Genomic DNA, 26,040 nt, shown 5'->3' with positions numbered 1-26,040 from the left:
GAACCGAAAAGGCCCGAGAAAAGAAACGGGAGCGAAATGAGCGAGGCTGCAAAAGAAGAAAAAGAAGCTGATCACCACCCTTATTTCCGGCCGAAGGACGCCGCCACGCTGATCCTGGTCGATCGCGCCGCCGCCACTCCGAAAGTGCTGGTCGGCAAGCGCCACGACAAGGTGGTGTTCATGCCCGGCAAGTTCGTCTTTCCGGGCGGCCGCGTCGACAAATCGGACAACCGCGTCCCGGTGGCGGCCCCGATAACGAAGGCGCTGGAAACCAACCTGCTCAAGGGCAGCCCCAAGATCACGCCGTCGCGCGCGAAATCGCTTGCGGTCGCCGCGATCCGCGAGGCCTGCGAGGAAACCGGGCTCTGCCTCGGGCGCAAGACCGACGGCAAGACGCCGGCGCTGGAAGGCGCGTGGAAACCCTTCACCGAAGCGGGCTTGTTGCCAGATCCGTCCGGCCTTTTCCTGATTGCGCGGGCCATCACCCCGCCCGGCCGCGTCCGCCGTTTCGATACCCGGTTCTTTACCGCGGACGCGTCAGCCATCGCGCACCGCGTCGAAGGCGTGGTCCATGCCGAGGCCGAACTGGTGGAGCTGGTCTGGGTCGATCTCGGCTCCAAGCACCTCGCCGACGCGCACCCGATGACCAGGAACGTTCTCAACGAACTGGAAAAGCGTCTCGCCACCGGTCCGCTCAGCCACGATGCGCCGGTGCCGTTCTTCCATTTCTACGGCGGCAAGATGCAGAAGGATGTGCTGGGCGAGGCTTGAGCGCCCACCCCTCCTCCCATCATGGCAGGGAGAGTCAGCGAAATTCTCGGCCTGCCGCGGCCGAAAAACCACTTCTTTGAGGGTTAATCGCTGGTTTTGCGAGGGTTTTTGGCCGCTAAAACCTTGACTTTGGACGATCAGAAGCTAGGTTGCGCGGCAAATGCGGGCCTGATGGGCCGGCGTCCGATTCCCAGACATCAAAGGTTCCCGACATGGCCAAAGCGGTCACCATCAAGGTCAAGCTCGTTTCCTCGGCGGATACCGGCTTCTACTACGTCGCCAAGAAGAATTCGCGCACCATGACCGACAAGCTGGTCAAGAAGAAGTACGACCCGGTCGCGCGCAAGCATGTCGAATTCCGCGAATCCAAGATCAAGTAACATCGCGGGACGTTACCGACTTCCGGACGGGGCCTTGCGGCCCCGTTTTTGTTTGGCGAACAGCGTCAGGTCATTCCGCAGGCGCCAGACGCTCACGCGGCTGCGATGACTTCTCCGCAACGTCGCCGTCGACATCGGCGCCGAGATCGTCGCGCCACGGCCGCAGCCGCTCGATCAGCACGAGGATGACGACGATGACCGCGGCCAAGGCCAGCGCGCCCTGCCAGTAGGGAATGCCGGCGAGATCCGAAAAGATCAGTTTCGGCCCGCTGCCGATCAGCGACTTGGCAAGCCAGGGCTGGGCGTAGGAGAACGCCACCGCGCCGGACAATCCACCGAGCAGCGTAAAGATCGCGTCGCGATAGCCGACGCCGATCTGCGCCAGCGTGGTGCCGGGACATGCGCCCGCCAGCGCGATACCCGCGCCGAGGATCAGCCCGCCGACGATGTCGGCGGCATAGAGCGCGGCCTTGGGCTGCAGCTTGACGAAGCCGAAGCCATGGAGAAACGCCAGCACCACTGCCCCGGTCGCGACCGCGCTTAGAAACACCTTGAGCATGATCCAGTTGCGCAACTGCATCTGGCCGACGATCATTCCGGGTTCGAACACCCGCGATTTTTCCAGCGCGAAGCCGAACACTATCCCCATCAGCACGCCGCTTAGAATTCCGACTGCAACGGATGACATGACCATCCCTCCCGAGGTTAAATGCGACGCAGCAGCAGCAGGGCGGTAGCAATGCCGCCGGCAAACATCGCGGCGACCGCGACCGTGGAGCCGACCGACAATTGCGCCATTCCCGACAGGCCGTGACCGCTGGTACAGCCGTCGGCGATCCGTGCGCCGAACAGCATCAGAAAGCCGGCACCAAACGCCACCGCGTAGCGCAAGCCGCGCGACGGCGAGCCGAGCGCTTTTGCCCAGATCGGCGAGACCGGCGCGCGGACCGCGCCCGACAGCTTCATCGATGCGAAGGCGCCCACGGCAATGCCGCCGACCAGCGCGACCTGCCAGAGATTCTTGGCGTTCGCCACGATATGCTTGGCCGCATAATCGATCTTGAGCAGCGACGGATCGAGCAGGCCGGTAATCGCAGCACCCACAGTGACATATGAAGACGATGCCCCAAGTGCGGTCTCGATGATCAGGAATGCCGGGATCTGCAACAGGCCTATCAGGATACCCGCGGCGTAAGGCGACCAGGCCTTGTCAAAAGGCGACATCAGCAACCTCCCTCAAATCAGTATATTAGCATTGCATAATATATTGTCGGTCGGCAATGCCTTATTGATATGGATCAACCGGTTTCGCCGAATGCGGCGAATAGAATGTTGCAATGCAGCGGTGATTGGCTGCCGATCGATGCGTCGATCGATATGCTGGAGCAGTACGTTTTTCTACAAGCAGGAAAGGTGGGGCTGTGTTCAAGATCTCACTCCTCGTTTGGATAATGCTCGGGACTGCGCTCGCAGGCTCCGCGGTGATCGCGGTGCTGGCCGTCCCCTCCTTCGCCACCGAGGCGATGAAGAACATTCCGTTCGCGGTGCTGTCCGGCTTCGCCGTGGCAATGCCGCTGTCCTATCTGGTCGCAAGAATGATCGGTGCCTCCGCGGCGCGATAATCCGAAAGCAAAGTCATGGGCGAAACCATCATCGAAGGGCCGCTTTATGCGCCCCGCAAGAAGGTCTATCCGCAGGCCGTCCATGGCCGGTTTCGCCGGATCAAATGGACGCTGCTGGCGGTAGGACTGGCGGTCTACTACCTGCTGCCCTTCGTGCGCTGGGACCGCGGACCCGGCCTGCCCAACCAGGCGGTGCTGCTCGACCTGCCGCATCGCCGCTTCTATTTCTTCTTCATCGAGCTGTGGCCGCAGGAGGTCTATTACTTCACCGGCCTTCTGATCATCGCGGCGATGACGCTGTTCCTGATGAACGCGGTCGCAGGCCGCATCTGGTGCGGCTATCTCTGTCCGCAGACCATCTGGACCGACCTGTTCTACGCCGTCGAACGCTGGGTCGAGGGCGACCGCCGCGACCGCATCCTGAAGGACAAGCGGGCCTGGACCTTCAGCCATGTGCGCGAGGTCGCCACCAAGCACTTCCTGTGGCTGATGATCGCCTGGTGGACCGGCGGCGCCTGGGTGCTGTATTTCGCCGATGCGCCGACGCTGGTGAAGGAACTCGCCACCTTGCAGGCGCCATTCGTCGCCTATCTCTGGATCGGCATCCTGACCGCGACCACCTATGTGTTCGCCGGCCACGCGCGCGAGCAGGTTTGCATCTATATGTGCCCGTGGCCGCGCATCCAGGCGGCGCTGACGGACGAATGGGCGCTCAACGTCACCTACCGGCGTGACCGCGGCGAGCCCCGCACCTCGGTCAAGAAGGCCGAGCAGCTGCGCCTCGCCGGCGAGCCTGCCGGCGACTGCATCGATTGCCACCAATGCATCAATGTGTGCCCGACCGGCGTCGATATCCGCGACGGCATCCAGCTCGGCTGCATTCAATGCGGGCTCTGCATCGACGCCTGCGACGCGATCATGCAGCAGACCAACCGGCCGACCGGGCTGATCGCCTACGACACCGACATCAACGCCGAGCGCCGGCTCGCCGGCAAGCCGCCGGTCTATCGCCTGATCCGGGCGCGCACCGTGCTCTACGCCGCCATCATCGCCGTGGTCGGCGGCATCATGCTGTACACGCTGGCGACCCGCAGCTCGATGGGCATCAGCGCACTGCACGAACGCAGCCCGCTGTTCGTCACCCTGAGCGACGGCAGCGTCCGGAACGATTTTACCATACGCTTCCTCAACAAGGCCGGCGTGTCCCGCTCCTTCGCGCTGGAAGTGCTGGGTCTTCCCGCCGCCGAGATTCGCACCTCAGGGATCGAACGCGGCGCGGACGGGAAACTGATCGTCGAGGTCGGGCCCGACCAGACCAGGGAAGTCAGGGTGTCCGTGCAGGTGCCAGCGGCGAAGCTGCCGAAGGAAGCAGCCGACATCGAGTTCAGGGCCGCCGAAACCGCAACCGGCCAGACCGCCTCGGTACGCGACCACTTTGTGCCGGCCGGCCACTGATGCGATAGCTTTTATTGGACGCGTTTTCTTTACGCGAACCGGTACCCACTTCGCTCGAAAACGCTATGCCTATCGCGCCGCCACCATCGGCGGCGCCGATGGCCGGATCAGCGCAAATGCGACCTGGATGATTCCGCCGGCCAGGCCGAGCGCCACGCCGATCCGCCACGCCATGGTGTAGGAGCCGAGCTGGTCGTACAGCAGTCCGCCGCCATAGGCGCCGAGAAAGCTGCCGAGCTGATGGCTCATGAAGGCGAGGCCCTGGATCATCGCCTGCCATTGCAGCCCGAACATTTCGGCCACCGCGCCGGCGACCAGCGGTCCGACACCCATCCACAGGAAGCCCATCAGTGCGCCGAACAGCAGCGTCGTTGCCGGCGACGCCGGCAGCGTGAAGTACCAGGCCAGAATCAGCGAGCGCGAAATGTAGATCGCGCCCAGCAACGCCAGCTTGTTCCATCGTTCGCCGGCCCAGCCGAAGAACAGGCTGCCCAGCACGTTGAAGCCGCCGATCATGCCCAGCGTCTGCGCGCTCAGCATCGGATCCATGCCGCAGATCGCCAGATACGACGGCAGGTGCGTGGTGAGAAAGACGAGCTGCATGCCGCAGACGAAATAGGCCAGCGTCATCACCACGAACGACGCATTGCCGAACGCGATCTTCACCGCCACGGCGGCCGAAGTATCGGCGATGTCGTCGGGTCCCTTGGGCGGCAGCGGAACCTTGTCGACCCGGCCCGCGTACCAGGCCGCAGGCAGCATCAGCAGCGACAGAATCACAAAGCCGGTCAGGCCCGTCCGCCAGCCATAGCCCTCGTTCAGAACCTGCCCGATCGGCGCCGACAGCAGCGCGCCGAGCGATCCCGCCGCCGAGACGATGCCCATGACAGTGCTGCGCACCGCCGCAGGCACCGCACGCGCCGCCACCGACATGGCGATGGCGTTGGCAGTGCAGGCCAGCGACATGCCGATCAGCACGCCCGCCCCGATCATGATGCTGAGCATCCCCTGCGCACTCGCCATCAGCGCAAGGCCGACGATGTAAAGCGCCGAACCCACAATCATGATCGGGCGAAAGCCGAACCGCACCGTCATCGCACCGGCGAGCGGCTGCAGGAATCCCCAAGCGAGGTTCTGCACCGCCAGCGCCAGCGTGAAATCGGAGACCGATATCCTGATGTCCTGCGTCAGCGGCTGCAGGAAGATGCCGAGACTTTGCCGCAGGCCCATGCTCAGCGTGAGCATCAATGAGGCGCCGATCAGGATCGGGAGCGTGGGACGCAGGATCTGCAGCAGGGGCATTTTTGTTCTTCTCCCGTTGGGCCGCGGCCCAAAATTGCCGCCCTGCCGTCGCATCGGACTTGATTACACCGATCTGTGTAATTAGCATGCAAGGCGGCGCTGCTGTCAAGGCAGGCGGAGAAAGGTTTTCCACGGGATATGCCGCCACACGAAAAACCGGCCATGAAGGAGCGGATTCTCGAAACCGCCGACCGCCTGTTCTATCTGCGCGGCATCCGCGCCGTCGGCGTCGACACCATCGCCGCCGAAATCGGCATCAGCAAGCGCACGCTATACAACCACTTCCCTTCCAAGGACGAATTGATAGCGGCCTACCTGCAGCGGCGCTTCACGCAGGCCCCCGCCTCCGACAAGCCACCGGTCGAACAGATTCTCGGCACCTTCGACCGGCTGGAACGCGGTTTCGCGTCCAAGGGTTTTCGCGGCTGCCCGTTCGTCAACGCGGTGGCCGAACTCGGTACCGAGGATCGGTCGGTCAGGAAGATCGCGATCGCCTTCAAGGAAAGCCGCCGCCTCTGGTTCCGCGATCTGTTGCAGCAGCTCGGCGTCACCGACGCCGAAGGCCTCGCGACCCAATTGACGCTGCTGGTCGACGGCTCGATCGCGCAGGACCTGGTGCGCAACGATCCCTCGATGGCGCGCGCGGCAAAGCAGGCCGCGAAGGTGCTGCTGGCGAATGCGGGGGTGGAGGTTGGCGGAGAGCACACTCAACCGTCGTCCCCGCGAACGCGGGGACCCATACGCCGCGGCGGCGCGGTATAGAACAGGTCGCTGTTGCTGGATTTCGTTTCACCCATAACCGCTGGTGGATATGGGTCCCTGCGTTCGCAGGGACGACAGTGGAGAGATTATGCCGCCGCCGAAACCACGCGGTTGCGGCCGTCGTGCTTGGCGCGATAGAGCGCGGTATCGGCGCGCTTGAGCACGTCGGCGACGGACTCGCCCTTGCGCTCCAGGGTCGACAGCCCGATCGAGATCGTGACCTCGATGCGTTTGGTGCCTTTGTTGACCGCAAACGGCTCGCCCGCGATCGAGCGCCGCAGCCGTTCGGCCACCATGCCCGCGACATGCAGGTCGGTTTCCGGCATCACGATGACGAATTCCTCGCCGCCGTAGCGGCAGGCGAGATCGATGCCGCGGATCGACTTGCGGATCCTGACGGCGAATTCGCGCAGCACGTCGTCGCCGGCGTCGTGGCCGTAATTGTCGTTGATCGATTTGAAGAAATCGATGTCGAGCATCATCAGCGCCAGCGGCTTGCCGCGGCTCGATGCCTGCTCGGCCAGCGTTCCCAGATGGCTTTCCATGTAGCGGCGGTTATGCAGCCCGGTCAGCGCGTCGGTGATCGCCGCCTCGATCGAGTTCTGCACGTTGTCGCGCAGATGGTCGGTATAGCGCCGCTTGCGGATCTGCGTGCGCGCCCGCGCCAGCAATTCGTTCTTGTCGACCGGGCGCAGCAGGTAGTCGTTGACGCCGATCTCGAGCCCGCGCAGCAGCCGGGCATTGTTGTCGGCGTCGGCAATGGCGAGGATCGGCACCTGCCGGGTGCGCTCCAGCGAACGCGCCTGGCTGCACAGCCGCAGGCCGTCGAAATTATCGAGGCCGAGCGAGACGATCAGCAGGTCGTAATTGCCCTCGGCGGCGCGAAACAGCGCTTCCGACGGATTGGTCTCGACGTCGACGGTATGCTCGGTTGAGAGCACCGGCGCCAGCCGTTCGTAGGACGACGGCCGGTCGTCGACAAGCAGGATGCGACCGCCCTTGCCGGTATCGGCGACCGCGCTGCGCTCCGGCGCCTGCACGCCGATCTCGAGCGAGGTGATGGCGCGCATGCGCAGCTCGTCGGTCATCATCTTCAGCCGGGTCAGCGAACGCACCCGCGCGATCAGCACGACGTCGGACACCGGCTTGGTCAGGAAATCGTCGGCGCCGGCCTCGAGCCCGCGCACGCGGTCGGCCGGGCTGTCGAGCGCGGTGACCATGACCACCGGAATGAAATGCGTTGCCGGATTCGACTTCAGCCGGCGGCAAACCTCGAAGCCGTCGATGTCAGGCATCATCACGTCGAGCAGGATGATGTCGCATTCGGCGCGCGCGCAGATCTCCAGCGCCTCGGTGCCGTTGGACGCGGTCAGGACGTCGAAATACTCGGCCGACAACCGCGCCTCCAACAGCTTGACGTTGGCGGGGACATCATCGACGACGAGAATACGCGCTGACATCTCAAATCACTCCTAGCCGATAAATCGCCTGACGGTTTCAATAAATTTGCCGACCGAAATCGGCTTCGATAAATAAGCTTCGCAGCCGCCCTCGCGGATGCGTTCCTCGTCACCCTTCATCGCGAAGGCCGTCACCGCGACCACCGGTATGGAACGCAGCTCCGGATCGTCCTTGATCCAGCGCGTGACCTCGAGGCCGGACACCTGCGGCAGCTGGATATCCATCAATATAAGATCGGGACGCAGCTTGCGCACGAGATCGAGCGCCTCGAAACCGTTTGAGGTACCCGAGGTCTGATAGCCATGCGCTTCCAACAGATCGCGAAAGAGCTTCATATTCAGCTCGTTGTCCTCCACGATCAGGACGGTTTTAGCCATCCCGTCCCTCCCAATCCCCTAGGAAACAGACCCGGCCGGCGGTGCATCAGGCACTGCCGGCGGGCATGTCGAAAAGTGAATTCAAACTAGCGCCAGATTCGCTCTAACCCGTTAAGCCGACATGCCATCTTTATGCGAAGTGGTTTCCACTTGCTTGAACACGTTCCGCAGACTCGGGCATGATGATTCCAAATTAGAGACCATAAGTTAACGGAAAGGCAAACGGATCAGTTGAAAAAGCCTGTTCACAACCCCCGGGAAGTAGCTGAAATCGTTGCAGTTCAGGCGCTGTCCTTCATCGCCGGCGACCCCGAGCGGCTGGGCCTGTTCCTGGCCGAATCGGGCATCGGTCCGGAGACCCTGCGCAACGCCGCGTCTGACCCGCAATTTCTCGCCTCAGTGCTCGATTTCGTCATGCGCGATGACGCAACCGTGAAGGCTTTTGCGAGCGCCTCGCAGCTCCATCCCACCAACATTGCCGCGGCCCATCAGGCGCTCAACGATCCCCGGTGGGAGCGCGACGTGCCGTGAACCTGACTGCGCCAGCATTGGAGGGACCGACCTGCTTTTGCCGGGATTGCCTCCATGATCTGGATTTCGCGGCCCGGCGATGCAGCCATTGCGGCTCCCCTCGCCTCGTCCGTCACCACGCGCTGCCTGCGCTGACGCTGGCGCATATCGATTGCGACGCGTTCTACGCCACCGTCGAGAAGCGCGACAATCCTGACATCGCCGACAAGCCGGTCATCATCGGCGGCGGCAAGCGCGGCGTGGTGTCGGCGGCCTGCTATGTCTCCCGCACCTTCGGCATCCGCTCGGCGATGCCGATGTTCAAGGCGCTGGCGCTGTGCCCCTCCGCGGTCGTGATCCGGCCCGACATGGCCAAATATGTCAGGGTCGGCCGCGAGGTGCGCCATGCCATGCAGGCGCTGACGCCGCTGGTCGAGCCGCTGTCGATCGACGAGGCGTTTCTCGACCTGGCCGGCACCCAGCGCGTACACGGCATGATCCCGGCAAAAGTGCTGGCGCGCTTTGCCCGCGAAATCGAGCGCGACATCGGCATCACGGTTTCGGTCGGTCTGTCCTGCAACAAGTTCCTGGCCAAGATCGCCTCCGACCTGGACAAGCCGCGCGGCTTTGCCGCGCTCGATCAGGACGAAGCGCTGAAGATGCTGGCGGACCGGCCGGTCGGCTTCATCTACGGCGTCGGGCCGGCGACCCAGGAGAAGCTGCTGCAGCGCGGCTTTCGCACCATCGCCGACCTGCAGCGCGCCGACGAGATCGAGCTGATGCGGCAGTTCGCGGCCGAGGGGCGCAGGCTGTGGCGGCTGGCGCGCGGCATCGACGATCGCCCCGTGGTGCCCGATCGCGGCGCCAAGACCATTTCCAACGAAACCACCTTCGACACCGACATCCGCGATTTTGCCACACTGGAAAAGACGCTGTGGCGGCTCTGCGAAAAGGTATCGTCGCGCCTGAAAAGCAGCGACCTTTCGGGGCTGACCATCACGCTGAAACTGAAGACCGCCGATTTCAGGCAGCGCACCCGCTCGCAATCGATCCACGCGCCGACGCAGCTCGCGGCGAAGATCTTCGCGGTGACCCGCGAGATGCTGGCGAAGGAAATCGACGGCACCGCGTTCCGCTTGATGGGCGCCGGCGTCAGCGCGCTGCGCGAAGGCTCGCAGACCGACGACACCGACATGCTCGACCGCCGCTCGGCCCATGCCGAACGCGCCATCGACGACCTGCGCAAGAAATTCGGCAACGCCGCCGTGATCCGGGGCATCGCCTATGACGGGCCGGAGAAGGCGGAAGAGGAATAGACGTGTAACCCGGATGGAGGCCAGGAAGACTCACAGCCTTTGCTCCTCAGGTAACGCGCCCATCGGGCAATTTGTGGACCTGACGGGATCGTCTGCGACATCCGCTAAAAAAAGCGAAAACGGACCTGGAAGCGGCGCTGTCGCACTTCCGGAAATGACCCGGAGCGGACTTGGGCCAACTATGCGTTGTCCGCACCAGGATGACGTGATTGACTAAGCTCGTGGGGCGTTAGCCTGCCGAAATAGCGGCGTATTGAAGTAGGGCAAGGCGCAGATGGATATTCGAGCCAAGCTAGTAGAGATATGCGATGCGTTCAACGCGCATGATCTGGATCGGATCATGAGATTCTTTGCGGATGATTGCGTTTTGGAGATGCCGAAGGGGAGTAAACCGTATGGCTCCCGTTTTGAGGGTAAGGAGAATGTGCGAGAAGGGCTGGCTGCACGTTTTGAAGGACTGCCCGACGTCCATTACGGGAATGCTGAGCATTTTGTGGATTCGGAATCTCAAACCGGCATTTCGAAATGGTGCCTCACTGGCACTGGTCGGGATGGAAAGAAGGTGGAAGTGCAGGGTTGCGACTTCTACACCTTCCGCGCAGGCGAAGTGGTTCGAAAAGACTCATATTGGAAACTCGTTGAACGGAATTGATACTGCTGGGATCTGATTGCGCGAGGTCACGACTGGCACCAAACGAACATCGTTCATCAGTCGACAATGTCCGTTGTTGGGGGGTAAAGCGGATCAAGCGGGACCGCCGTTGCGGGCGTCGAGGTCATGCAGGCTGGAGAAATATTAACCGCCGACCGCTAGGTCTTGGTCATTCGCGGATCACCGCAGAGGCCGCGAGAAGTAGTGCGTAAGGAAATCCACCGCCTCAACCCGGCGGGTTTTCCGGCGAGAAAGGCCGCGTCACCGATGTCACTATCGTCAGCCAGAAATTACGCGCTTCGAGCCGAGCGATCTCAGGACGCGAAGGAAGCCGCCGACCTTCTTGCGAAAGCCATCCTGGAATTGGCCGCATCGATAGAGGCCACCGACGCGAAGGTAAAGAAGGTCAACAAGTCAGGTTGACGATCGGAATTCCTGCGTTCTGGAGATCAGACCCCGTCATTGCGAGCGAAGCGAAGCAATCCAGCTTCTTTCATTGCGTGGCAAGCTGGATTGCTTCGTCGCTTCGCTCCTCGCAATGACGGTCCTTTATTAAGTTGCGAAAAAGCAATCTCGCCGTCACTTACACGGCTTGGAATCCCTGACGTCGAATTTGCCCATCGCGCCGGAAATGACGAAGTCATTGTAGTCGAGCACCAGCGCCCGCGAGACGCCGTTCTCGAACAGCTCGAACGACATCGCATAGACCGGCGTCTGCTCGCCGTCCTTGGCCTTGGCGTCGCGGTCGTAATAGCTCACCGTGACCGGCCAGCGCGTCAGCGGCTTCATGACGTCGTTGGCGGTGGAGGGATCGGGCGAGGCGATGCTGCGGTCGCCCGGGATCGGCTGCCCGATCACCGACAGCGTGTTGTAGACCTTCTCACCGTTGTCAGAACCGTCATAGACCGTCAGTTCCAGCAGGGATTTTCCCTCGCGCGCGGCGGCGATGATGCGCTGGATCTGCTCGGTCGGGAATACCGTGGAGCCGTCGAGGGTGAAGGTCTTGGCCTCGGGCTGCTTCAGCTTGACCGTGATATGATCGCCGCTGCGCTCGGCGACGCCGTCGACGGGGCTGGAGTCGGTGTCGTTCATCCGGGTGGCGATCTTGAAGCGGTAGCTCTTGCCGGCGCCGTCCTCCCAGGAGGTCGAACGCAGGTCGCTCAGCGTCAGCTTGCCCTCGCCGCTGTCGAGTTCCGAGACCTGGCGGAATTCCGAGGTGTAGCCCTCGCAGACGCTGCCGGAAAAATTATAGAGAATGCGGCCGCGCGCATTGTTGATCGAATTGGAGCCGCGCGACTTCACCAGCTTGAGTTCATAAAGCGCCTGGTGCGCGAGAAACGGGCCGCTCGCCGCGGCCTGCACCCTGCCGCCGGCAAAACCGGAGGCGACGGCAACCGCGGCCGTCGCCAGCAGCACCGAACGGATGTCACGCGACGAAATCCGGAACCATCGAGCCATATGTTGTCTTTCCTGCGCCTGAATCGTCACAATAGTGACCGTCCTATTGCGCCGCAACTAGGGCCGCTTCACGAAAATGCACGAATCGCCGGCCGGGCCGCCGTGTTTCTTGGCCTGTTCCCGCGCCAGCCGCCGGTCCGCGGCTCGCTTGCAAGTGACGGCACGATGCGCGAAACAAAGCGGCCCGATCGCAAGCGAAATCGGGCGTCAGTCAATTCAAACGGGGACGAAGCATGGCGGGTACGGTCGAGCAGAAACTGGCGGCACAGGGTGTGGTCCTGCCGGAGCCCCGCGCCGCCATGGCGAATTACGTCGGCTTCGTGCGCACCGGAAACCTGCTGTTCGTTTCCGGCCAGGTATGCGCCAACGCGGAAGGCAAGCTGACCGCCAAGGGCAAGTTGGGGGCCGGCGTCACCATCGAGCAAGGTTACGCCGCGGCGCAGAGTTGCGGAGTCAACCTGCTGGCTCAGATCAAGGCCGCGCTCGGCGACCTCGACAAGGTGGTGCGCGTGGTCCGGCTCGGCGGCTTCATCAATTCGACGCCGGACTTTCTCGAAGGGCCGAAGGTGATGAACGGGGCGTCGGACCTGATGGTCGCAGCCTTCGGCGACAAGGGCCGCCATGCCCGCACCACCGTCGGCGTCGCCTCGCTGCCGTCGGACGCGGCGGTCGAGGTCGATGGCGTCTTCGAGGTCGCCTAGAGGAGCCATGACGTGCGCGCACCTGACTGGCTGACGGCGCGGCCGGTGGCCCATCGCGGGCTGCATGACGCGTCGCGTGGCATCATCGAGAACATGCCGGGCGCGTTTCAGGCTGCGATCGACGGCAATTTCAGCATCGAATGCGATGTCCAGCTCACCGCCGACGGCGAGGCGATGGTGCATCATGACGACGCCCTCGGCCGCCTCACCGAGGGCTCGGGCCCCCTGCTCGGCAAGACCGCAGCCGAACTGAAGGCGGTCAAGTTCAATAATACCGCCGAGCGGATGATGTCGCTCGGCGATCTCTGCGCGCTGGTGGCGGGCCGCGTGCCGCTGGTGATCGAGGTGAAGAGCCACTATGACGGCGACCGCAAGCTGGTGGCGCGGATGGCCGAAGTGCTCGCCAGCTATTCCGGGCCCGCGGCCGTCATGTCGTTCGATCCGGATCAGGTGCTGGCGCTGCGCGAAGAGATCCCGGAGCGTCCGCGCGGCATCGTCGCCCAGCGCAATTATGACGACGACTACTGGAAGAAGCTGACCCCGGAGCAGCGCCACGGCATGCTGCATCTCCGTCACGCCTTCCGTACCCGGCCGCATTTCGTGGCATTCTGGGTCAACCAGTTGCCGGCCCCTGCTCCCTGGATCGCCCGCCATGTCTTCGGCCTGCCGCTCTTGACCTGGACCGTGCGCACCCCGGAGCAGCGCGTGCGGGCCGCGCGCTACGCCGATCAGATGATTTTCGAGGGGTTTCGACCCTGACCTCGGTGGGTGTTCCCCACCCTTGAAGTCGCGGGCGCAATGCCCGATCTTTAGCGGTGTTGGTCACCATGTGCGATGGCTGATCGCAACCCGTGACCGGTCCGAATTGCCGATGGCGTCATCCGAAATCACCCTCGAATCGCTGCCGTCCGTCAGCCAGATCCCGGCTTCGGATTGGGATGCCTGCGCCAATCCGGCCTGCGGTTTCAACAGTCTCAATGGCCTCGACACGCTGGCTTCACGCGATACGACAGGCGAGTCCGGCGCCGGTTTAAGGCGCCCTTATAACCCCTTCGTTTCACACGCCTTTTTCTCGGCCTTGGAGGAGTCCGGCTCGGCCTGCGCGCGGACCGGCTGGGGTCCGCGTCACCTCGTCGCCAAGCTCAACGGCAGCATCGCCGGAATCGTGCCCTGTTATCTGAAATCGCACTCGCAGGGCGAATACGTGTTCGACCGTGGCTGGGCCGATGCCTATGAACGCGCCGGCGGCCGTTATTATCCGAAACTGCAGGCTTCGGTTCCGTTCACACCCGCGGCGGGGCCGCGCCTGCTGATCCGCGACGGCGTCGATCGCGAGCGAATCGGCACCGCGCTCGCGAGCGGCCTGATCGCGCTGTGCGAGGCGACCAACGCCTCGTCGGTCCACGTCACCTTTGCGCGCGAGGCGGAGTGGAAGTTCCTGGCTGAATACGGCTTCCTGCAGCGGACCGACCAGCAATTCCACTGGCATAATCAGGGCTACCGCTGCTTCGATGATTTCCTCGCCACCCTGAACTCGCGCCACCGCAAGGCCATCAAGCGCGAACGCCGCGAGGCGTTGTCCGCCGAGGGCATCACGATCCATGCGCTGACCGGCAGCGATATCACCGAGGACGCCTGGGACGCCTTCTTCGATTTCTACATGGAGACCGGCTCGCGCAAATGGGGCCGCCCTTACCTCACCCGCGCGTTCTATTCGCTGATCGGCGAAAGCATGGCCGAAGATGTGCTGCTGGTGATGGCCAAACGCAACGGCCGCTGGATCGCAGGTGCCATCAACTTCATCGGCTCCGATACCCTGTTCGGCCGCCACTGGGGCGCGATCGAGCACCATCCGTTCCTGCATTTCGAGGTCTGCTATTACCAGGCGATCGACTTTGCGATTGCGCGCGGCCTGAAAACCGTCGAGGCCGGCGCGCAGGGCGAGCACAAGATCGCGCGCGGATACCTGCCGCAGACCACCTACTCCGCGCACTACATCGCCGACCCCGGCCTCGCCCGCGCCATCGACGAATATCTGCGGCGCGAACGCGCCTATGTCGCCGAGGCCGCGCGCGAACTCACCGAGGCCGGGCCATTCCGCAAGGCTGCCGAAGAGGCGCCTTGACGATCGACATCACGAAGTGCGATCTGGATTCGATATCAGGAGACTGCCATGCCCGCCTACGACACCAACAACATCTTCGCGAAAATCCTGCGCGGCGAGTTTCCCTGCCACAAGGTGTATGAGGACGACTACGTGCTGGCGTTTCTCGACATCATGCCACGCTCGCCCGGCCATACGCTGGTGATCCCGAAGGCCCCTGCCCGCAACATCCTCGACATCAAGCCCGAGGATTACGCCCATGTCGCGCGCGGCACCCACAGGATTGCCGCAGCGGCGATGATCGCCTTCAAGGCCGACGGCATCACCGTGCAGCAATTCAACGAAGCCGCCGGCGGACAGGTGGTATTTCATCTGCACATGCACGTGATGCCCCGTCACGACGGCGTCGCGCTGCTGCCGCCGGCCAGCCGCCGGGAAGACGCCAAGGTGCTGGAAGACAACGCGACCAAGCTGATCGCGGCGTTGAAGTAGCCCCCATCGTCATTGCGAGCGAAGCGAAGCAATCCATGTCAACACGAGAAAGGCATGGATTGCTTCGTCGCTACGCTCCTCGCAATGACGCACGGAGGCGAGCTTACTCCGCCTCGAAGTCCCCGGGGTGCGGCTGCGCCAGCGGGGTGAATTCGCAGCGGTCGGGTTTGATATCGAGCAGCGGCGTCTCGTCGAGGCAATCGAGGCCGCGCACCAGCACCACATTGCCCTCGACGCCGACCAGCTTGACGATCGACGTTCCGATCGGGTTCGGCCGCACCGGCGAGCGCAGCGAGAACGCGCCCCGCGTATTCCTGTTGTTCTTCGGGCTCTGCAGCACCAGATCGCGGCGCGACTGGTGCAGCCAGTAGATCACCTCGAGATTTGAGTAGAAGTCGACGCCCTTCAGCGCCGGCACCCACGGCTCGAAAACCTCGAGCCGGCACACCGGACCGTCCTGACGGCCCTGCCGCGGCGTCATATCGCGCGAGGTCCAGGGCGTGCGGATACGGCCGATGAAGTAGAGCGAAGCGTTGCTCGCCTTGGGCAGATCGACCGCGAGTTCTCCCTCGCGAACTTCAGTCTTTGCAACCATGTCGCTAGTCCAGTGAGATGATGCGTTGAGATGCCGGACAGTATCAGCCCAGCCACCATTTGCCAGCCAGCATCACGATTTCGCCGCAGACCACGCCGGCAAAGATCGACCGCTGGGTCAGCATGAAGGCGGCAAATCCGGCAGCCACCGCGCCGTAGCGCAACCAGTCCGGCACGCCGGCCAGCGCGCCGGGCGGCAGCACCAGGATCTGGGCGATGACGCCGGCCAGGATCGCGGTCGCCACCGCCCTCACCCAGACCAGCACCTCGGAGCCCTCGTCGACGCCGCCGCCGAACCAGAGGCCGAGCATCCGCCAAACCTCATTGGGCAGGAAGCCCGCGATCACGAGCACCAATAGCGCATGCCAGTCGCCGATGAAGGTGCTCATTGGCGTTCCCGCCACCAGTGAACGCCATAGGCAATGGTGCCGGCCGACACGCCGCTGATCAGGATATCGACGCCGGTGTGCAGCAGGGATACGAGCGGAAACAGCGCCAACCCCAACACCAGCGCCAGGATATCGGAGAGCTGCCGGCAGTTGCGCGCGGTCGACAGCAGGAAGGCCAGCGGCGTCAACAGCAGGATCGCGGCGGCGAACAGTCGCGGCAGGTTGGCGGCAAGCCCATAGCCGAGCGCGGTCGCGATCAGGCATACCGAGCACAGTCCGATGCCGAGCCCATGCGTAAACGCGATACGCCGCTCGCGCGGCACCTTCGGGAACAGGCGAAAACATTCGACCCACAGGGTGACCGCGATGAAATGCGTCGCCAGCACCAGATGACGCCGTTTCGTCGTCGGCGTCCGCATCATCGGCAACACCGACACCACCATCGGGAACAGCCGGATCGCGCTGACGGTCACGGCGATGGCCGCCTGCACCACGGTGGCCCCCGAACCCAGCGTCGAAATCAGGATGATCTGCGCCGGCCCCGCCCAGACCAGAGCCGTGCTCGCCAACACCCATCCCAGGCTGAAATGCGTGTCATGCGCCAGCGCGCCGATGCCGAGATAGGTCGCAAACAGCACCAGCGTCAGCACCGTCGAAGCGACCGAGCGCACGCCCCATGCGAATGCCCGCACGGGACTTTGCCAACTCGGGGAGTCCTGCGGAGGAAGGGGCAAGGGCAGCCTGCCAGTTTGAGTCGCGCGCGCATAACGCTGGCGAAAGGGGCTTGCGTCAAGCGAACGGCAGGCAGAGCTGCCATCCTGTCAGGCGTAGCCTAACGGCTGACCCGCTTTTCGCCGGACGTGCAGGCTGCCACGACTCAGTTCTCATGTTTAGAATGTGGCGATACCGGCTAACCTATAATGCCCCCCTTGGACCGGGCCATCGGATTTCGGGAAATCATGACCTCTCGTGACGAATTTTCGCAGGCCACAAAGAAGACACTCTCAATTCGGGCAGCGCATTTCTGCTCGAACCCGGATTGCGTCAAGCTTACGGCGGGCCCTCACTCCGATGAGAGCAAGAGCCTTTCAACAGGACATGCAGCGCATATTCATGCGGCAGCCCCGAACGGTCCGCGCTACAATCCAGCCCAGTCATCTGCTGAACGCCGGGCAATTACAAACGGGCTCTGGCTGTGCCGCGTGTGCGGCGACATCGTCGACAAGGATGCAGCGCCGCATTCCGCGGAATTGTTGCGACAATGGAAGCGCAACCATGAGGCGATGATCGCGGAGGTTCGGACCAAAGGCTATTCCCAAAGTCTCGCGCTCATTCAAACGCGGCGCGCCGCGCCCGCGCTTGCAAAACAGGTCATCGCCATGCTCGAAGACCATCGAGTTTTTTGGGCATCATTCGACGCTGAATTTCCAGACCGTGTCCGCCATTCGCTCGACAGGCTTCGTTCACAGCTCGCCACTTGGCGCGGCGGCCTGCCAGACGGCAGCGGGCTGGATCAGATCCTGCTCTCGTTAACGAAAACCATCCTTGTCTTCTTTAGCGAGGTCGAGCAATCAGACCTTTCAACATTGCACTGCAATGGAAACGACCCTGAGTGGCTGCAATTCCGGGACGCCTTAGCGACCCTGCGTAAATCAGTTGGGTTTCAAATCGGAAATCTGGCGGCGGCTTACGATATCAGACTAAGTCCAGACCTGAAGCGCATCACGCCAACGCCGGTAGAGGAGTAACGCGCGCCATATTAACTTTGTGCTTTTCGTTCCAGCATTTTCTGGCCTTCATTGACGGCGTCCATGACGCCGCCGCCGAGCATCATGTCGAGCATCAACATCAGATCGGATAGATCGGCATACTGAATAAAGGGTGGACCTGTGCGGCGAGTAACCACGGGCAGTTTCGGCTTGTGCAGTTCTTTTGCCCACTGTTCCGAAAACGCGCTACTCAGGTTCGCAACGCCGGACACCGGGGTAATTCTTACGAAATCGAAGCCTTTGTGAGCCGCAGTGTCCCGGTTCATAGCGTGGCTCAGGATCAGACCGTCGATATTTTCATCCGGAAAAGCCCTCTTGTAGGCGGCCCGATAAGGTTTATACGCAACGTGAACCCATACCTGCTGGCGGGCATGGAAAATACCGACGTTGGGATGATCGCTGATTGGCAGAAGCGGATCGATCGCGGCGGATTCTGGCACGGTGACAAGGAGGGCTTTTCGCAAGCCTCGGCCTGACACAACTCGCTCCACGTCTCCAACGTAATTGCCAATTGCGTCCTCATCGACCGCGGCGATCGGTACGTGGAGGCATTCAGGCAGAGCCCGTCGGTCGAGGGCTATGCCCTTCGCAGTCTCGTCAACGAGCAACGCCATGGCCAATCCTGTCTGGAACAGTATAGCGCCATTCTTCGACGCGCCGTCACCCCCTGCCCCTCATATTCCTCAACACGAAGCACGCCCCGCCGGCGCGGCGGATGCGGTTGCAGAGTTCGTCGGCGGCGGAGCGCGTGTCGGCGCCGATCCGCACCTGGTAGAATGTGCGGGTGCCGCGGCTGCGGAACGTCGATCCCAGGAGGCTCGGGTCCTGGTCGCCGATCACGGCGCTCAATCGCTTCATCGCGCGGGCATACATCGAAAGCGCCCGGTCGCGGTTGAAGCCGGCGGCGAGTTGCACGCCCCAGGGTTTTGCCGCGCCGAACTTCACATGCTGCTCCAACTCGGTGACGAAGGGATTGGGCGCGCGTTTGAGCAGCGCCATCAATTCGCGACAAGAGGCGTTCGGCGCGCGGTCGGGCAGTTTTTCCTTCGTGCCGGGCCTCGCCCAGTCCTCGACGGTCGCGCCGGTGATGGCCGAGACGTAATTGCGCGTCTCCTGCGGCATCATGCCGGAGCCGGCCAGCCACTCCTGCACCCGCCGCGGGCCGGCATTGTAGGCGGCCGCGGCAAGCCCGAGATTGCCGAATTGCCCGCGCAATTCGCGCAGGAATTCCGCGGATTTCGGCAGCGCCTGCACGGGATCGAAGGGATCGAGCAGCCGCCGTTCACTGGCGGTTCCCGGCATGAACTGCGCGATGCCCTGCGCGCGCTGGCCGTTGCGCGTGACCGGTCCGACCGCATCGGATTGAAACCGGCTCTCCTGCCAGATCACGCGGGCAAAGAATTCGAGCGGCAGGTCATTGGCCCTCGCCGCCGATTCGATCATCAGGCACATCGCCTCGCTTGTGTCGCTCTCCCGCGTGTTGTCCGCTGGCTTCTGCGCCCTGCCCTTGTCCTCATCTCTTGTGGCGGGTCCCTCGGCACCCGGCTTTGCCACTTCGCCGCCGGCAGCCGCATCCTCGGCCGTCGCCCGCGCCGCAGGCTGCAGCAGCATCACGACCACAATGCAAAGCAGGGCTCGCAGACCAATGACCGTTCGCATGGTAGCTCTGTTCATCACAGGCCGCGCCTGACACGGGGAACCCACCATCCAGCTATCGAGCTGCAGCTATCCGCAAGAATGATGGCGCTGGCGCGGCTGCGGCGCGAATTGCGCGAAACAGCGGCCTGATTCCCCCGCGCTGATTTACCTTAAGAACAGCAATCCAAAGTTCACCATTCCCACATTCGACAACCGCGAGTATATAATTAGCAATTCGTTAATCGGAGGCTGCGGACATGATCGAACAACGCCAAACCCAGCGCTCGCGTGTGATTTATAACGGCGTGGTCGCCTTCAATGAGCGGCGCTCCACGATCGAGTGCATCGTCCGCAATTTTTCCGACGACGGCGCCAAGATCGAGTTTGAAAATCCGGCGTTGCTGCCGGAGGAGATCGATCTGTTCATTCCAAAGAAGAACCGCACGTTTCGCGCGAAGATGGTCTGGGTTAACGCCGACCAGGCCGGTTTGACGTTCCGCTCGGTATCGCGCAACGAACCGATCGACCTCGATATGGCGCGGCGGCTGCGGCGTTGTGAGTCCGAGCGGCGCGAATTGCAGAGCCGGATCGCTCAACTCTTGTCCGAGCATTGAAGGGCGCTGCCATCGATGCGAAGAAGCATGCAGACCTTCCGGGCTTTCCTCGCGGCCGAAGGCGGCGGCACCGGACTCGAATTTGTCATTATCGCAGCCGGCGTCGGACTGGCGCTTTCCGCTACACTCTATGTGGTCGGCGACGTCGTCACCGGGAAGTATGAAGCCGTCGCCGCGGCCCTGAAACGCCAGAACAACTAGACCGGCCGCACCGAGGGCGTCTCGGGGAGTGGCCGGCTTTGCGGGATGCGGACGGTTCCGCCCATCGCCGGTTTACGTTAACGCCGCATAATGCCGGGCGCGGGCTTTCGCGCGCGGCGAACCCGGGTAAGGTCCTGCCTCCTTATTGGGAGATTATCCGATGCCGGAACGACGCCAAAGCACACGCGGCAAGGTCATCTATGGCGGCGTCGCCGAAATCGGCGAAAATGGCGCGAGCAGGGATTGCGTGGTCCGCAACATCTCCGAAAAAGGCGCTCATCTCGAGTTCAGCAATGTCGTCAAGCTGCCCAGGGAGCAGATGTCGCTGAAGATCACGCGAAAAGGCCATACCTTCCTCGCCAAAGTCGTCTGGTGGCGCGACAATTTCGTCGGCGTGGCCTTCCGCGACGAAGCCCCCGTCGAACTGCCGGTCTCCGACCTCGAGGAGCGCTTGCGCAAGAGCGAGCAGAAAAAGCGCCAGTTGCAGCGCCGCATCAAGGAGCTGATCGGCGAAGGCTGAGACACCCGCGTGACGCGCGCTCTATCCATCAAAAAAGCCGGCAGTCTTGCGACACGCCGGCTTTCTAAATTCGCGGTATCGACCGCTCAGGCCTTAACCAGCGGACCTCGCGAGGCCGGGCCCTTCGAGCCGCCACCGGGCCCGCCCGGCTTCGGCTTGCGCGGGACGTTGCGCTTGCGCGTGCCCGGCAGCTTTTCCGGTTTCGGCGTCACCGGGCCCTCGACGAATTCGAACCCGATCTTCTCGGCGCCGGCCTCCGCACTCGCCTCGTCCTTGACCAGCACGACGCGAACATGGCCGCCGCCCTTGAGCTTGCCGAACAGCACCTCGTCCGCCAGCGGCTTCTTGATGTGCTCCTGGATCACCCGCGCCATCGGCCGCGCGCCCATCTGCTCGTCGTAGCCGTGCTGGATCAGCCATGCCTTGGCCGGATCCGACAGCTCGATGGTGACGTCGCGGTCGGCGAGCTGCGCCTCGAGCTGCAGCACGAACTTCTCGACCACCATGCCGATCACATCGGGATTGAGATGCGCGAACGAGACGATGGCATCCAGCCGGTTGCGGAACTCGGGCGCGAACTGGCGATTGATCGCTTCGTGATCGTCGCCCTCCCGCTTGCTGCGCGTGAAGCCGAACGCCTGACGCGCCAGATCGGCGGCGCCGGCATTGGTGGTCATGATCAGGATCACGTTGCGGAAATTGACCTGCTTGCCGTTGTGGTCGGTGAGCCGGCCGTGATCCATGATCTGCAGCAGCACGTTGTAGAGATCCGGATGCGCCTTCTCGATTTCGTCGAGCAGCACCACGCAATGCGGATGCTGGTCGACGCCGTCGGTCAAGAGGCCGCCCTGGTCGAAGCCGACATAGCCCGGAGGCGCGCCAATCAGGCGCGACACGGTATGCCGCTCCATATATTCGGACATGTCGAAGCGGATCAGTTCGACGCCGAGCGAGGCCGCGAGCTGTTTTGCCACTTCGGTCTTGCCGACGCCGGTCGGACCGGAGAACAGATAGGAGCCGATCGGCTTTTCCGGCTCGCGCAGGCCGGCGCGCGACAGCTTGATCGCAGCGGCCAGCGCCTCGATCGCCTTGTCCTGGCCGAACACCACGCGCTTCAGCGTCTGTTCCAGATGCTTTAACACCTCGGCATCGTCCTTCGACACGCTCTTGGGCGGAATCCGCGCCATGGTCGCGATCGTGGTCTCGATTTCCTTGATGCCGATGGTCTTCTTGCGCTTGTTCTCGGCGACCAGCATCTGCGCCGCGCCCGACTCGTCGATCACGTCGATCGCCTTGTCCGGCAGCTTGCGGTCGTGAATGTAGCGCGACGACAGCTGCACCGCGGCTTCGATCGCCTCGTTGGTGTATTTCAGCCGGTGATAGTCCTCGAAATAGGGCTTCAAACCCTTGAGGATCGCAATCGCGTCTTCCACCGTCGGCTCGTTGACGTCGATCTTCTGGAACCGGCGCACCAGCGCGCGGTCCTTCTCGAAGTGTTGGCGGTATTCCTTGTAGGTGGTCGAGCCCATGCAGCGGATGGTGCCCGAAGCCAGCGCCGGCTTTAACAGATTGGACGCGTCCATCGCGCCGCCGGAGGTGGCCCCTGCCCCGATCACGGTGTGGATTTCGTCGATGAACAGGATCGCGTTCGGATGCGCCTCGAGCTCCTTGAGGACCTGCTTCAGCCGCTCCTCGAAATCGCCGCGATAGCGGGTGCCCGCGAGCAGCGTGCCCATGTCGAGCGAGAACACGGTGGCCGCCGCCAATACTTCAGGCACTTCGCTGTCGACGATGCGCTTCGCCAGTCCTTCCGCGATCGCGGTCTTGCCGACGCCGGCTTCGCCAACGAACAATGGATTGTTCTTCTGGCGCCGGCACAGCACCTGGATGGCGCGGTTGATCTCCGAATTGCGGCCGATCACCGGATCGATCTTGCCGTCGCGCGCCTTCTTGTTGAGGTTCACGCAGTAAGTATCGAGCGCCTCGCCCTTCTTCTTGGAATCCTCATTGCCCTTGGTCTCGGTTTCCTCGTCAACGCCGCGCACCGGGCGCGCCTCCGAGACTCCGGGCCGCTTGGCGATGCCGTGGCTGATGTAATTGACCGCGTCGTAGCGGGTCATGTCCTGCTCCTGCAGGAAATAAGCGGCATGGCTCTCGCGCTCGGCGAAGATCGCGATCAGCACATTGGCGCCGGTCACTTCCTCGCGGCCGGAAGACTGCACATGGATCACGGCGCGCTGGATCACGCGCTGAAAACCTGCCGTCGGCTTGGCATCGTCGGCGCCGTCGGTGACCAGATTTTCGAATTCGGTCTCGAGATAGTTGACGAGGCTGGTGCGCAGCTTGTCGAGATCGACGCTGCAGGCACGCATGACGGCGGCCGCATCGCTATCATCGATCAGCGACAGCAGAAGATGTTCCAGCGTCGCATATTGATGGTGACGCTCGTTTGCGATCGCGAGCGCACGATGCAGGGATTGTTCCAGGCTCTGAGAAAAAGTTGGCATTCGCGTCCTCTATGGCCCCCGCCATCATGATCGCCGTTGCCCGGTCAGGCAACAACAACCTTTGTCATATAGTTACGCACGATCATGGCGAAAGGCCGGTTCCGCAAGAACGGTTTTGCACCGGATGGATGCGGCACTTTTACCCCGAAACCGGCCCTGCGAACTGCCGACGCCGGCCCGCCCAGCACGATGCAAAACCCGTTCCCATTTTGGCGGGCCTGGGCGCGAGGCTACTTCTTTTCCATTACGCATTGCAGGGGGTGCTGGTGCTTGCGCGCAAAATCCATCACCTGCGTCACCTTGGTCTCGGCGATTTCGTAGGTGAACACCCCGCACTCCCCGATTCCATGGTGATGGACGTGGAGCATGATCTTGGTCGCCGCTTCGACGTCCTTCTGGAAGAACTTCTCGAGGACGTGAACGACAAACTCCATCGGCGTGTAGTCGTCGTTCAATATCAGCACGCGATAGAGATTCGGGCGCTTGGTCTTCGGCTTGACCTTGGCGATGACGGACGTGGCGGGGCCACCGGTCCCCCCGGTATTGCTCTCATCATTGCCCATTCGGGGAGCAGATGCGGCGACAGCGGGCGCGGCGGCGGAGTCAAATCTGGAAGTCAATTGCAGCATGGCACAGGCGTTCGAAATCCCCACGGGAAACCAGGCAGCGACCGGAGAAGGCCTCGCTTGACGTCCCCTTCCGGAGCCATCCAACGGGTTCCCAGACACTTTCCACTCGCCGCTCCCGGGCGGCTCGGCCCCACCAGCTGGGTCGATAGCTCCAAATATGGGTCCAGCTTCGGCTCGCCGCAAGCACGCAAATATCAGCCAAATGCGAGTCGCGGCGGACCGATTCCCAGGCCCGGCGATCCCCGCAAGGTTAATCAATTCTGCCGGATTTGACAAAGCCAGGCTGGTGACCGTTTAGCGGGCATTGAGGATAGCAAGTGCTTCCGGCGGCCGATTCGGGCCTATGCGGGAATTGAGCCGGATTTCACCAGACGGATTCACCACCTGTTTAGGCGCCCGAACCGAAATGGCCGCACAACCCCCATTTCGGTGACAATCATGCCCGCTACATCCATTGCCAGCCAGTTTCGCGGAGCGGCCCGCCGCTTCGCCGCCGCCAACCAGGGCAATATCGCGGTGATCTTCGCCATCGCGCTCGTGCCCATCATCAGCTTCATCGGCGCGGCCATCGACTATACCCGCGCCAACGCTGCGCGCTCCTCGATGCAGGCCGCGCTCGACTCGACCGCCCTGATGCTCTCGAAGGATCTGTCCGAAGGGCTCATCGACCAATCCCAGATCAATGCCAAGGCTCAGGCCTATTTCGCCGCGCTCTACACCAATACCGACGCCAATTCTGTTTCGATCAATGCGGTCTACACGGCCAGCACCAGCATGGGCTCCACCATCGAGGTCACCGGCTCCGGCGCGGTCACGACCCAGTTCATGAAGGTCGCCGGCTTCCCGAACATCAACTTCAACACCTCGTCCACATCGGCCTGGGGCAACGTGCGGATGCGGGTGGCGATGGCGCTCGACAACACCGGTTCGATGCGCGACGACGGCAAAATGCCGGCGCTGCAGCAGGCGGCCAAAGCCCTGATCGATCAATTGAGCGGGCTCGCCAAGACTCCCGGCGACATCTACATTTCGATCGTTCCTTTCGCCAAGGACGTCAATATGGGCGCCAGCAACTACAATCAGCCCTGGATCGACTGGACCGACTACGGCACGTGCAGCAACACGACATACAAGAAGCAAAGCACCTGCGTGGCGAACGGCAAGACGTGGACGCCGGCGAACCACAACACCTGGAGCGGTTGCCTCACCGACCGCGACCAGAGCTACGACACGATGAATACGACGCCGACCTCGGCCACTCGGTCGACGCTGTTCCCGGCTGAAGAATATGGCTCCAGCAGCAACAAGTACTGCAAGTCGAACAACAACCCCTATCTGCAGACGATCATGCCGCTGAGCTACAATTGGACCCAGCTGAAAACGTTGATCGATGGCATGGAGCCGACCGGAATGACCAACCAGGGCATCGGCCTGGCGTGGGCATGGATGACGCTGGGCGCCGGAGCGCCGTTCAATGCGCCCGCCAAGGATCCGAACTATACCTACAAGGACGCCATCATCCTGTTGTCCGACGGCCTGAACACGCAGAACCGCTGGTACAACAACGCGTCCCAGATCGACGCCCGCCAGAAGATCCTGTGCGACAACGCCAAGGCCGCAGGCATCACGATCTACACGGTCCACGTCAATACCGGCTCGCCACCCGACCCGGTCTCTGCGGTGCTGCAATACTGCGCCAGCAGCACCGACAAGTTCTTCCTGGTGACCTCGGCCAGCCAGACCGTATCGGTCTTCAACTCGATCGGTACCTCGCTGTCGAAACTCCGCGTCGCGAAATAGGCCTTCGCCGATCCGA

The 26,040-nt window shown here is 62.8% G+C and carries 31 protein-coding genes; 18 read left to right on the top strand and 13 right to left on the bottom strand.

The window, feature by feature from the left end; all coding sequences use genetic code 11:
- Nucleotides 1-36 precede the first annotated feature (36 nt).
- Complete coding sequence (locus tag KMZ29_RS12660; protein WP_215623944.1) at nt 37-771, top strand: NUDIX hydrolase; 735 nt, start codon at nt 37-39, stop codon at nt 769-771.
- 212 nt (nt 772-983) lie between these two features.
- Nucleotides 984-1,151 (top strand): 50S ribosomal protein L33, encoded by a 168-nt coding sequence (gene rpmG, locus KMZ29_RS12655; RefSeq protein WP_045008041.1) that lies wholly within the window; start codon nt 984-986, stop codon nt 1,149-1,151.
- A gap of 70 nt (nt 1,152-1,221) precedes the next feature.
- Here rpmG and KMZ29_RS12650 read toward each other — a convergent pair whose 3' ends face one another.
- Both KMZ29_RS12650 and KMZ29_RS12645 read right to left on the bottom strand, forming a co-directional pair.
- Complete coding sequence (locus tag KMZ29_RS12650; RefSeq protein WP_215623943.1) at nt 1,222-1,839, bottom strand: YeeE/YedE thiosulfate transporter family protein; 618 nt, start codon at nt 1,837-1,839, stop codon at nt 1,222-1,224.
- A 17-nt stretch (nt 1,840-1,856) separates the two neighbouring features.
- On the bottom strand, nt 1,857-2,375 hold the full coding sequence (locus KMZ29_RS12645) for a YeeE/YedE thiosulfate transporter family protein (protein ID WP_215623942.1): 519 nt from the start codon (nt 2,373-2,375) through the stop codon (nt 1,857-1,859).
- A gap of 227 nt (nt 2,376-2,602) precedes the next feature.
- On the opposite strand from KMZ29_RS12645, the gene KMZ29_RS12640 reads away from it, so the two are divergent.
- Nucleotides 2,603-2,773, top strand: a complete 171-nt coding sequence (locus KMZ29_RS12640; RefSeq protein WP_369810103.1) for a hypothetical protein — start codon at nt 2,603-2,605, stop codon at nt 2,771-2,773.
- Nucleotides 2,774-2,788: 15 nt separating this feature from the next.
- Nucleotides 2,789-4,228 carry a cytochrome c oxidase accessory protein CcoG gene (gene ccoG, locus KMZ29_RS12635; protein WP_215623941.1) on the top strand — a complete coding sequence of 480 codons (1,440 nt, stop codon included), beginning with the start codon at nt 2,789-2,791 and terminating at the stop codon, nt 4,226-4,228.
- 69 nt (nt 4,229-4,297) lie between these two features.
- On the opposite strand, the gene KMZ29_RS12630 is transcribed toward ccoG, so the two are convergent.
- Nucleotides 4,298-5,530, bottom strand: a complete 1,233-nt coding sequence (locus tag KMZ29_RS12630) for an MFS transporter (protein ID WP_215623940.1) — start codon at nt 5,528-5,530, stop codon at nt 4,298-4,300.
- Between the two features lie 162 nt (nt 5,531-5,692).
- Here KMZ29_RS12630 and KMZ29_RS12625 point away from each other — a divergent pair, with 162 nt between their 5' ends.
- Complete coding sequence (locus KMZ29_RS12625; protein WP_215623939.1) at nt 5,693-6,292, top strand: TetR/AcrR family transcriptional regulator; 600 nt, start codon at nt 5,693-5,695, stop codon at nt 6,290-6,292.
- 86 nt (nt 6,293-6,378) lie between these two features.
- Here KMZ29_RS12625 and KMZ29_RS12620 read toward each other — a convergent pair whose 3' ends face one another.
- Together KMZ29_RS12620 and KMZ29_RS12615 are read right to left on the bottom strand one after the other, a co-directional pair.
- The gene (locus KMZ29_RS12620) at nt 6,379-7,752 is read right to left on the bottom strand and encodes a PleD family two-component system response regulator (protein WP_215623938.1); all 1,374 of its coding nucleotides are present in this window, start codon (nt 7,750-7,752) and stop codon (nt 6,379-6,381) included.
- Between the two features lie 12 nt (nt 7,753-7,764).
- Nucleotides 7,765-8,130, bottom strand: a complete 366-nt coding sequence (locus KMZ29_RS12615) for a response regulator (protein ID WP_215606327.1) — start codon at nt 8,128-8,130, stop codon at nt 7,765-7,767.
- Between the two features lie 231 nt (nt 8,131-8,361).
- Here KMZ29_RS12615 and KMZ29_RS12610 point away from each other — a divergent pair, with 231 nt between their 5' ends.
- From KMZ29_RS12610 to KMZ29_RS12595, 4 genes are all read left to right on the top strand, one after another.
- Entirely contained in the window at nt 8,362-8,661 is a 300-nt protein-coding gene (locus tag KMZ29_RS12610; protein ID WP_215612203.1) for a DUF3572 domain-containing protein, read from the top strand.
- Between the two features lie 2 nt (nt 8,662-8,663).
- Nucleotides 8,664-9,956 (top strand): DNA polymerase IV, encoded by a 1,293-nt coding sequence (locus KMZ29_RS12605; RefSeq protein ID WP_215624245.1) that lies wholly within the window; start codon nt 8,664-8,666, stop codon nt 9,954-9,956.
- 274 nt (nt 9,957-10,230) lie between these two features.
- A complete protein-coding gene (locus KMZ29_RS12600; protein WP_215623937.1) occupies nt 10,231-10,608 on the top strand; it encodes a nuclear transport factor 2 family protein in 378 nt (125 codons plus the stop codon).
- Nucleotides 10,609-10,812: 204 nt separating this feature from the next.
- On the top strand, nt 10,813-11,031 hold the full coding sequence (locus KMZ29_RS12595) for a hypothetical protein (protein ID WP_215624436.1): 219 nt from the start codon (nt 10,813-10,815) through the stop codon (nt 11,029-11,031).
- Between the two features lie 156 nt (nt 11,032-11,187).
- Here the strand turns inward: KMZ29_RS12595 and KMZ29_RS12590 are convergent, their stop codons facing one another.
- Nucleotides 11,188-12,066 carry a cell envelope integrity EipB family protein gene (locus KMZ29_RS12590; protein ID WP_215623936.1) on the bottom strand — a complete coding sequence of 293 codons (879 nt, stop codon included), beginning with the start codon at nt 12,064-12,066 and terminating at the stop codon, nt 11,188-11,190.
- A gap of 233 nt (nt 12,067-12,299) precedes the next feature.
- On the opposite strand from KMZ29_RS12590, the gene KMZ29_RS12585 reads away from it, so the two are divergent.
- The 4 genes from KMZ29_RS12585 (at nt 12,300) to KMZ29_RS12570 (ending at nt 15,363) form a co-directional block, all read left to right on the top strand.
- On the top strand, nt 12,300-12,767 hold the full coding sequence (locus KMZ29_RS12585; protein WP_215623935.1) for a RidA family protein: 468 nt from the start codon (nt 12,300-12,302) through the stop codon (nt 12,765-12,767).
- Nucleotides 12,768-12,779: 12 nt separating this feature from the next.
- Nucleotides 12,780-13,526, top strand: a complete 747-nt coding sequence (locus KMZ29_RS12580; RefSeq protein ID WP_215623934.1) for a glycerophosphodiester phosphodiesterase — start codon at nt 12,780-12,782, stop codon at nt 13,524-13,526.
- Nucleotides 13,527-13,638: 112 nt separating this feature from the next.
- The gene (locus KMZ29_RS12575) at nt 13,639-14,892 is read left to right on the top strand and encodes a GNAT family N-acetyltransferase (RefSeq protein WP_215623933.1); all 1,254 of its coding nucleotides are present in this window, start codon (nt 13,639-13,641) and stop codon (nt 14,890-14,892) included.
- Between the two features lie 48 nt (nt 14,893-14,940).
- On the top strand, nt 14,941-15,363 hold the full coding sequence (locus KMZ29_RS12570; RefSeq protein ID WP_215623932.1) for an HIT family protein: 423 nt from the start codon (nt 14,941-14,943) through the stop codon (nt 15,361-15,363).
- A gap of 103 nt (nt 15,364-15,466) precedes the next feature.
- On the opposite strand, the gene tsaA is transcribed toward KMZ29_RS12570, so the two are convergent.
- The 3 genes from tsaA to KMZ29_RS12555 are packed head-to-tail and all read right to left on the bottom strand — an operon-like array spanning nt 15,467 to nt 17,080.
- Entirely contained in the window at nt 15,467-15,958 is a 492-nt protein-coding gene (gene tsaA / locus KMZ29_RS12565) for a tRNA (N6-threonylcarbamoyladenosine(37)-N6)-methyltransferase TrmO (protein WP_215623931.1), read from the bottom strand.
- A gap of 43 nt (nt 15,959-16,001) precedes the next feature.
- On the bottom strand, nt 16,002-16,346 hold the full coding sequence (locus KMZ29_RS12560) for an AzlD domain-containing protein (RefSeq protein ID WP_215623930.1): 345 nt from the start codon (nt 16,344-16,346) through the stop codon (nt 16,002-16,004).
- On the bottom strand, nt 16,343-17,080 hold the full coding sequence (locus KMZ29_RS12555; protein WP_215623929.1) for an AzlC family ABC transporter permease: 738 nt from the start codon (nt 17,078-17,080) through the stop codon (nt 16,343-16,345). Before KMZ29_RS12555 ends, KMZ29_RS12560 begins: the two co-directional genes overlap by 4 nt.
- Nucleotides 17,081-17,305: 225 nt before the next feature.
- On the opposite strand from KMZ29_RS12555, the gene KMZ29_RS12550 reads away from it, so the two are divergent.
- The gene (locus tag KMZ29_RS12550) at nt 17,306-18,094 is read left to right on the top strand and encodes a DUF6650 family protein (RefSeq protein ID WP_215623928.1); all 789 of its coding nucleotides are present in this window, start codon (nt 17,306-17,308) and stop codon (nt 18,092-18,094) included.
- Between the two features lie 11 nt (nt 18,095-18,105).
- On the opposite strand, the gene KMZ29_RS12545 is transcribed toward KMZ29_RS12550, so the two are convergent.
- Together KMZ29_RS12545 and KMZ29_RS12540 are read right to left on the bottom strand one after the other, a co-directional pair.
- A complete protein-coding gene (locus KMZ29_RS12545; RefSeq protein ID WP_215623927.1) occupies nt 18,106-18,729 on the bottom strand; it encodes a hypothetical protein in 624 nt (207 codons plus the stop codon).
- A gap of 46 nt (nt 18,730-18,775) precedes the next feature.
- A complete protein-coding gene (locus KMZ29_RS12540) occupies nt 18,776-19,774 on the bottom strand; it encodes a lytic transglycosylase domain-containing protein (RefSeq protein WP_249779906.1) in 999 nt (332 codons plus the stop codon).
- A gap of 236 nt (nt 19,775-20,010) precedes the next feature.
- Here KMZ29_RS12540 and KMZ29_RS12535 point away from each other — a divergent pair, with 236 nt between their 5' ends.
- From KMZ29_RS12535 to KMZ29_RS12525, 3 genes are all read left to right on the top strand, one after another.
- Complete coding sequence (locus KMZ29_RS12535) at nt 20,011-20,367, top strand: PilZ domain-containing protein (RefSeq protein WP_215623926.1); 357 nt, start codon at nt 20,011-20,013, stop codon at nt 20,365-20,367.
- Between the two features lie 27 nt (nt 20,368-20,394).
- Nucleotides 20,395-20,568 carry a hypothetical protein gene (locus KMZ29_RS12530; RefSeq protein WP_215623925.1) on the top strand — a complete coding sequence of 58 codons (174 nt, stop codon included), beginning with the start codon at nt 20,395-20,397 and terminating at the stop codon, nt 20,566-20,568.
- Nucleotides 20,569-20,728: 160 nt separating this feature from the next.
- A complete protein-coding gene (locus tag KMZ29_RS12525; RefSeq protein WP_215623924.1) occupies nt 20,729-21,088 on the top strand; it encodes a PilZ domain-containing protein in 360 nt (119 codons plus the stop codon).
- 86 nt (nt 21,089-21,174) lie between these two features.
- Here KMZ29_RS12525 and clpA read toward each other — a convergent pair whose 3' ends face one another.
- Nucleotides 21,175-23,595 carry an ATP-dependent Clp protease ATP-binding subunit ClpA gene (gene clpA, locus KMZ29_RS12520; RefSeq protein WP_215623923.1) on the bottom strand — a complete coding sequence of 807 codons (2,421 nt, stop codon included), beginning with the start codon at nt 23,593-23,595 and terminating at the stop codon, nt 21,175-21,177.
- 230 nt (nt 23,596-23,825) lie between these two features.
- On the bottom strand, nt 23,826-24,158 hold the full coding sequence (gene clpS / locus KMZ29_RS12515; RefSeq protein WP_215612220.1) for an ATP-dependent Clp protease adapter ClpS: 333 nt from the start codon (nt 24,156-24,158) through the stop codon (nt 23,826-23,828).
- Between the two features lie 504 nt (nt 24,159-24,662).
- Between clpS and KMZ29_RS12510 the strand changes: the two genes are divergently transcribed.
- Nucleotides 24,663-26,024 carry a vWA domain-containing protein gene (locus tag KMZ29_RS12510; RefSeq protein WP_215623922.1) on the top strand — a complete coding sequence of 454 codons (1,362 nt, stop codon included), beginning with the start codon at nt 24,663-24,665 and terminating at the stop codon, nt 26,022-26,024.
- The last annotated feature ends 16 nt before the right edge of the window (nt 26,025-26,040 follow it).

The sequence above is a fragment of the Bradyrhizobium sediminis genome, from assembly GCF_018736085.1.
In the GTDB taxonomy this organism is placed as follows: domain Bacteria; phylum Pseudomonadota; class Alphaproteobacteria; order Rhizobiales; family Xanthobacteraceae; genus Bradyrhizobium; species Bradyrhizobium sediminis.
The sequence above is the reverse complement of the archived record's forward strand: the minus strand, read 5'-3'. Positions and strand labels throughout refer to the sequence as shown.

Bases quoted from the DNA above. Each gene is read 5' to 3' on its own strand.
- KMZ29_RS12560 (WP_215623930.1), bottom strand. From the start codon at position 16,346: ATGAGCACCTTCATCGGCGACTGGCATGCGCTATTGGTGCTCGTGATC.
- clpA (WP_215623923.1), bottom strand. From the start codon at position 23,595: ATGCCAACTTTTTCTCAGAGCCTGGAACAATCCCTGCATCGTGCGCTC.
- KMZ29_RS12640 (WP_369810103.1), top strand. From the start codon at position 2,603: ATGCTCGGGACTGCGCTCGCAGGCTCCGCGGTGATCGCGGTGCTGGCC.
- KMZ29_RS12590 (WP_215623936.1), bottom strand. From the start codon at position 12,066: ATGGCTCGATGGTTCCGGATTTCGTCGCGTGACATCCGTTCGGTGCTG.
- KMZ29_RS12545 (WP_215623927.1), bottom strand. From the start codon at position 18,729: ATGGCGTTGCTCGTTGACGAGACTGCGAAGGGCATAGCCCTCGACCGA.
- KMZ29_RS12630 (WP_215623940.1), bottom strand. From the start codon at position 5,530: ATGCCCCTGCTGCAGATCCTGCGTCCCACGCTCCCGATCCTGATCGGC.
- KMZ29_RS12510 (WP_215623922.1), top strand. From the start codon at position 24,663: ATGCCCGCTACATCCATTGCCAGCCAGTTTCGCGGAGCGGCCCGCCGC.
- KMZ29_RS12585 (WP_215623935.1), top strand. From the start codon at position 12,300: ATGGCGGGTACGGTCGAGCAGAAACTGGCGGCACAGGGTGTGGTCCTG.
- KMZ29_RS12660 (WP_215623944.1), top strand. From the start codon at position 37: ATGAGCGAGGCTGCAAAAGAAGAAAAAGAAGCTGATCACCACCCTTAT.
- KMZ29_RS12530 (WP_215623925.1), top strand. From the start codon at position 20,395: ATGCAGACCTTCCGGGCTTTCCTCGCGGCCGAAGGCGGCGGCACCGGA.
- KMZ29_RS12625 (WP_215623939.1), top strand. From the start codon at position 5,693: ATGAAGGAGCGGATTCTCGAAACCGCCGACCGCCTGTTCTATCTGCGC.
- KMZ29_RS12600 (WP_215623937.1), top strand. From the start codon at position 10,231: ATGGATATTCGAGCCAAGCTAGTAGAGATATGCGATGCGTTCAACGCG.
- ccoG (WP_215623941.1), top strand. From the start codon at position 2,789: ATGGGCGAAACCATCATCGAAGGGCCGCTTTATGCGCCCCGCAAGAAG.
- KMZ29_RS12650 (WP_215623943.1), bottom strand. From the start codon at position 1,839: ATGTCATCCGTTGCAGTCGGAATTCTAAGCGGCGTGCTGATGGGGATA.
- KMZ29_RS12525 (WP_215623924.1), top strand. From the start codon at position 20,729: ATGCCGGAACGACGCCAAAGCACACGCGGCAAGGTCATCTATGGCGGC.
- clpS (WP_215612220.1), bottom strand. From the start codon at position 24,158: ATGGGCAATGATGAGAGCAATACCGGGGGGACCGGTGGCCCCGCCACG.
- KMZ29_RS12645 (WP_215623942.1), bottom strand. From the start codon at position 2,375: ATGTCGCCTTTTGACAAGGCCTGGTCGCCTTACGCCGCGGGTATCCTG.
- KMZ29_RS12575 (WP_215623933.1), top strand. From the start codon at position 13,639: ATGGCGTCATCCGAAATCACCCTCGAATCGCTGCCGTCCGTCAGCCAG.
- KMZ29_RS12535 (WP_215623926.1), top strand. From the start codon at position 20,011: ATGATCGAACAACGCCAAACCCAGCGCTCGCGTGTGATTTATAACGGC.
- rpmG (WP_045008041.1), top strand. From the start codon at position 984: ATGGCCAAAGCGGTCACCATCAAGGTCAAGCTCGTTTCCTCGGCGGAT.
- KMZ29_RS12615 (WP_215606327.1), bottom strand. From the start codon at position 8,130: ATGGCTAAAACCGTCCTGATCGTGGAGGACAACGAGCTGAATATGAAG.
- KMZ29_RS12550 (WP_215623928.1), top strand. From the start codon at position 17,306: ATGACCTCTCGTGACGAATTTTCGCAGGCCACAAAGAAGACACTCTCA.
- tsaA (WP_215623931.1), bottom strand. From the start codon at position 15,958: ATGGTTGCAAAGACTGAAGTTCGCGAGGGAGAACTCGCGGTCGATCTG.
- KMZ29_RS12570 (WP_215623932.1), top strand. From the start codon at position 14,941: ATGCCCGCCTACGACACCAACAACATCTTCGCGAAAATCCTGCGCGGC.
- KMZ29_RS12620 (WP_215623938.1), bottom strand. From the start codon at position 7,752: ATGTCAGCGCGTATTCTCGTCGTCGATGATGTCCCCGCCAACGTCAAG.
- KMZ29_RS12540 (WP_249779906.1), bottom strand. From the start codon at position 19,774: ATGCGAACGGTCATTGGTCTGCGAGCCCTGCTTTGCATTGTGGTCGTG.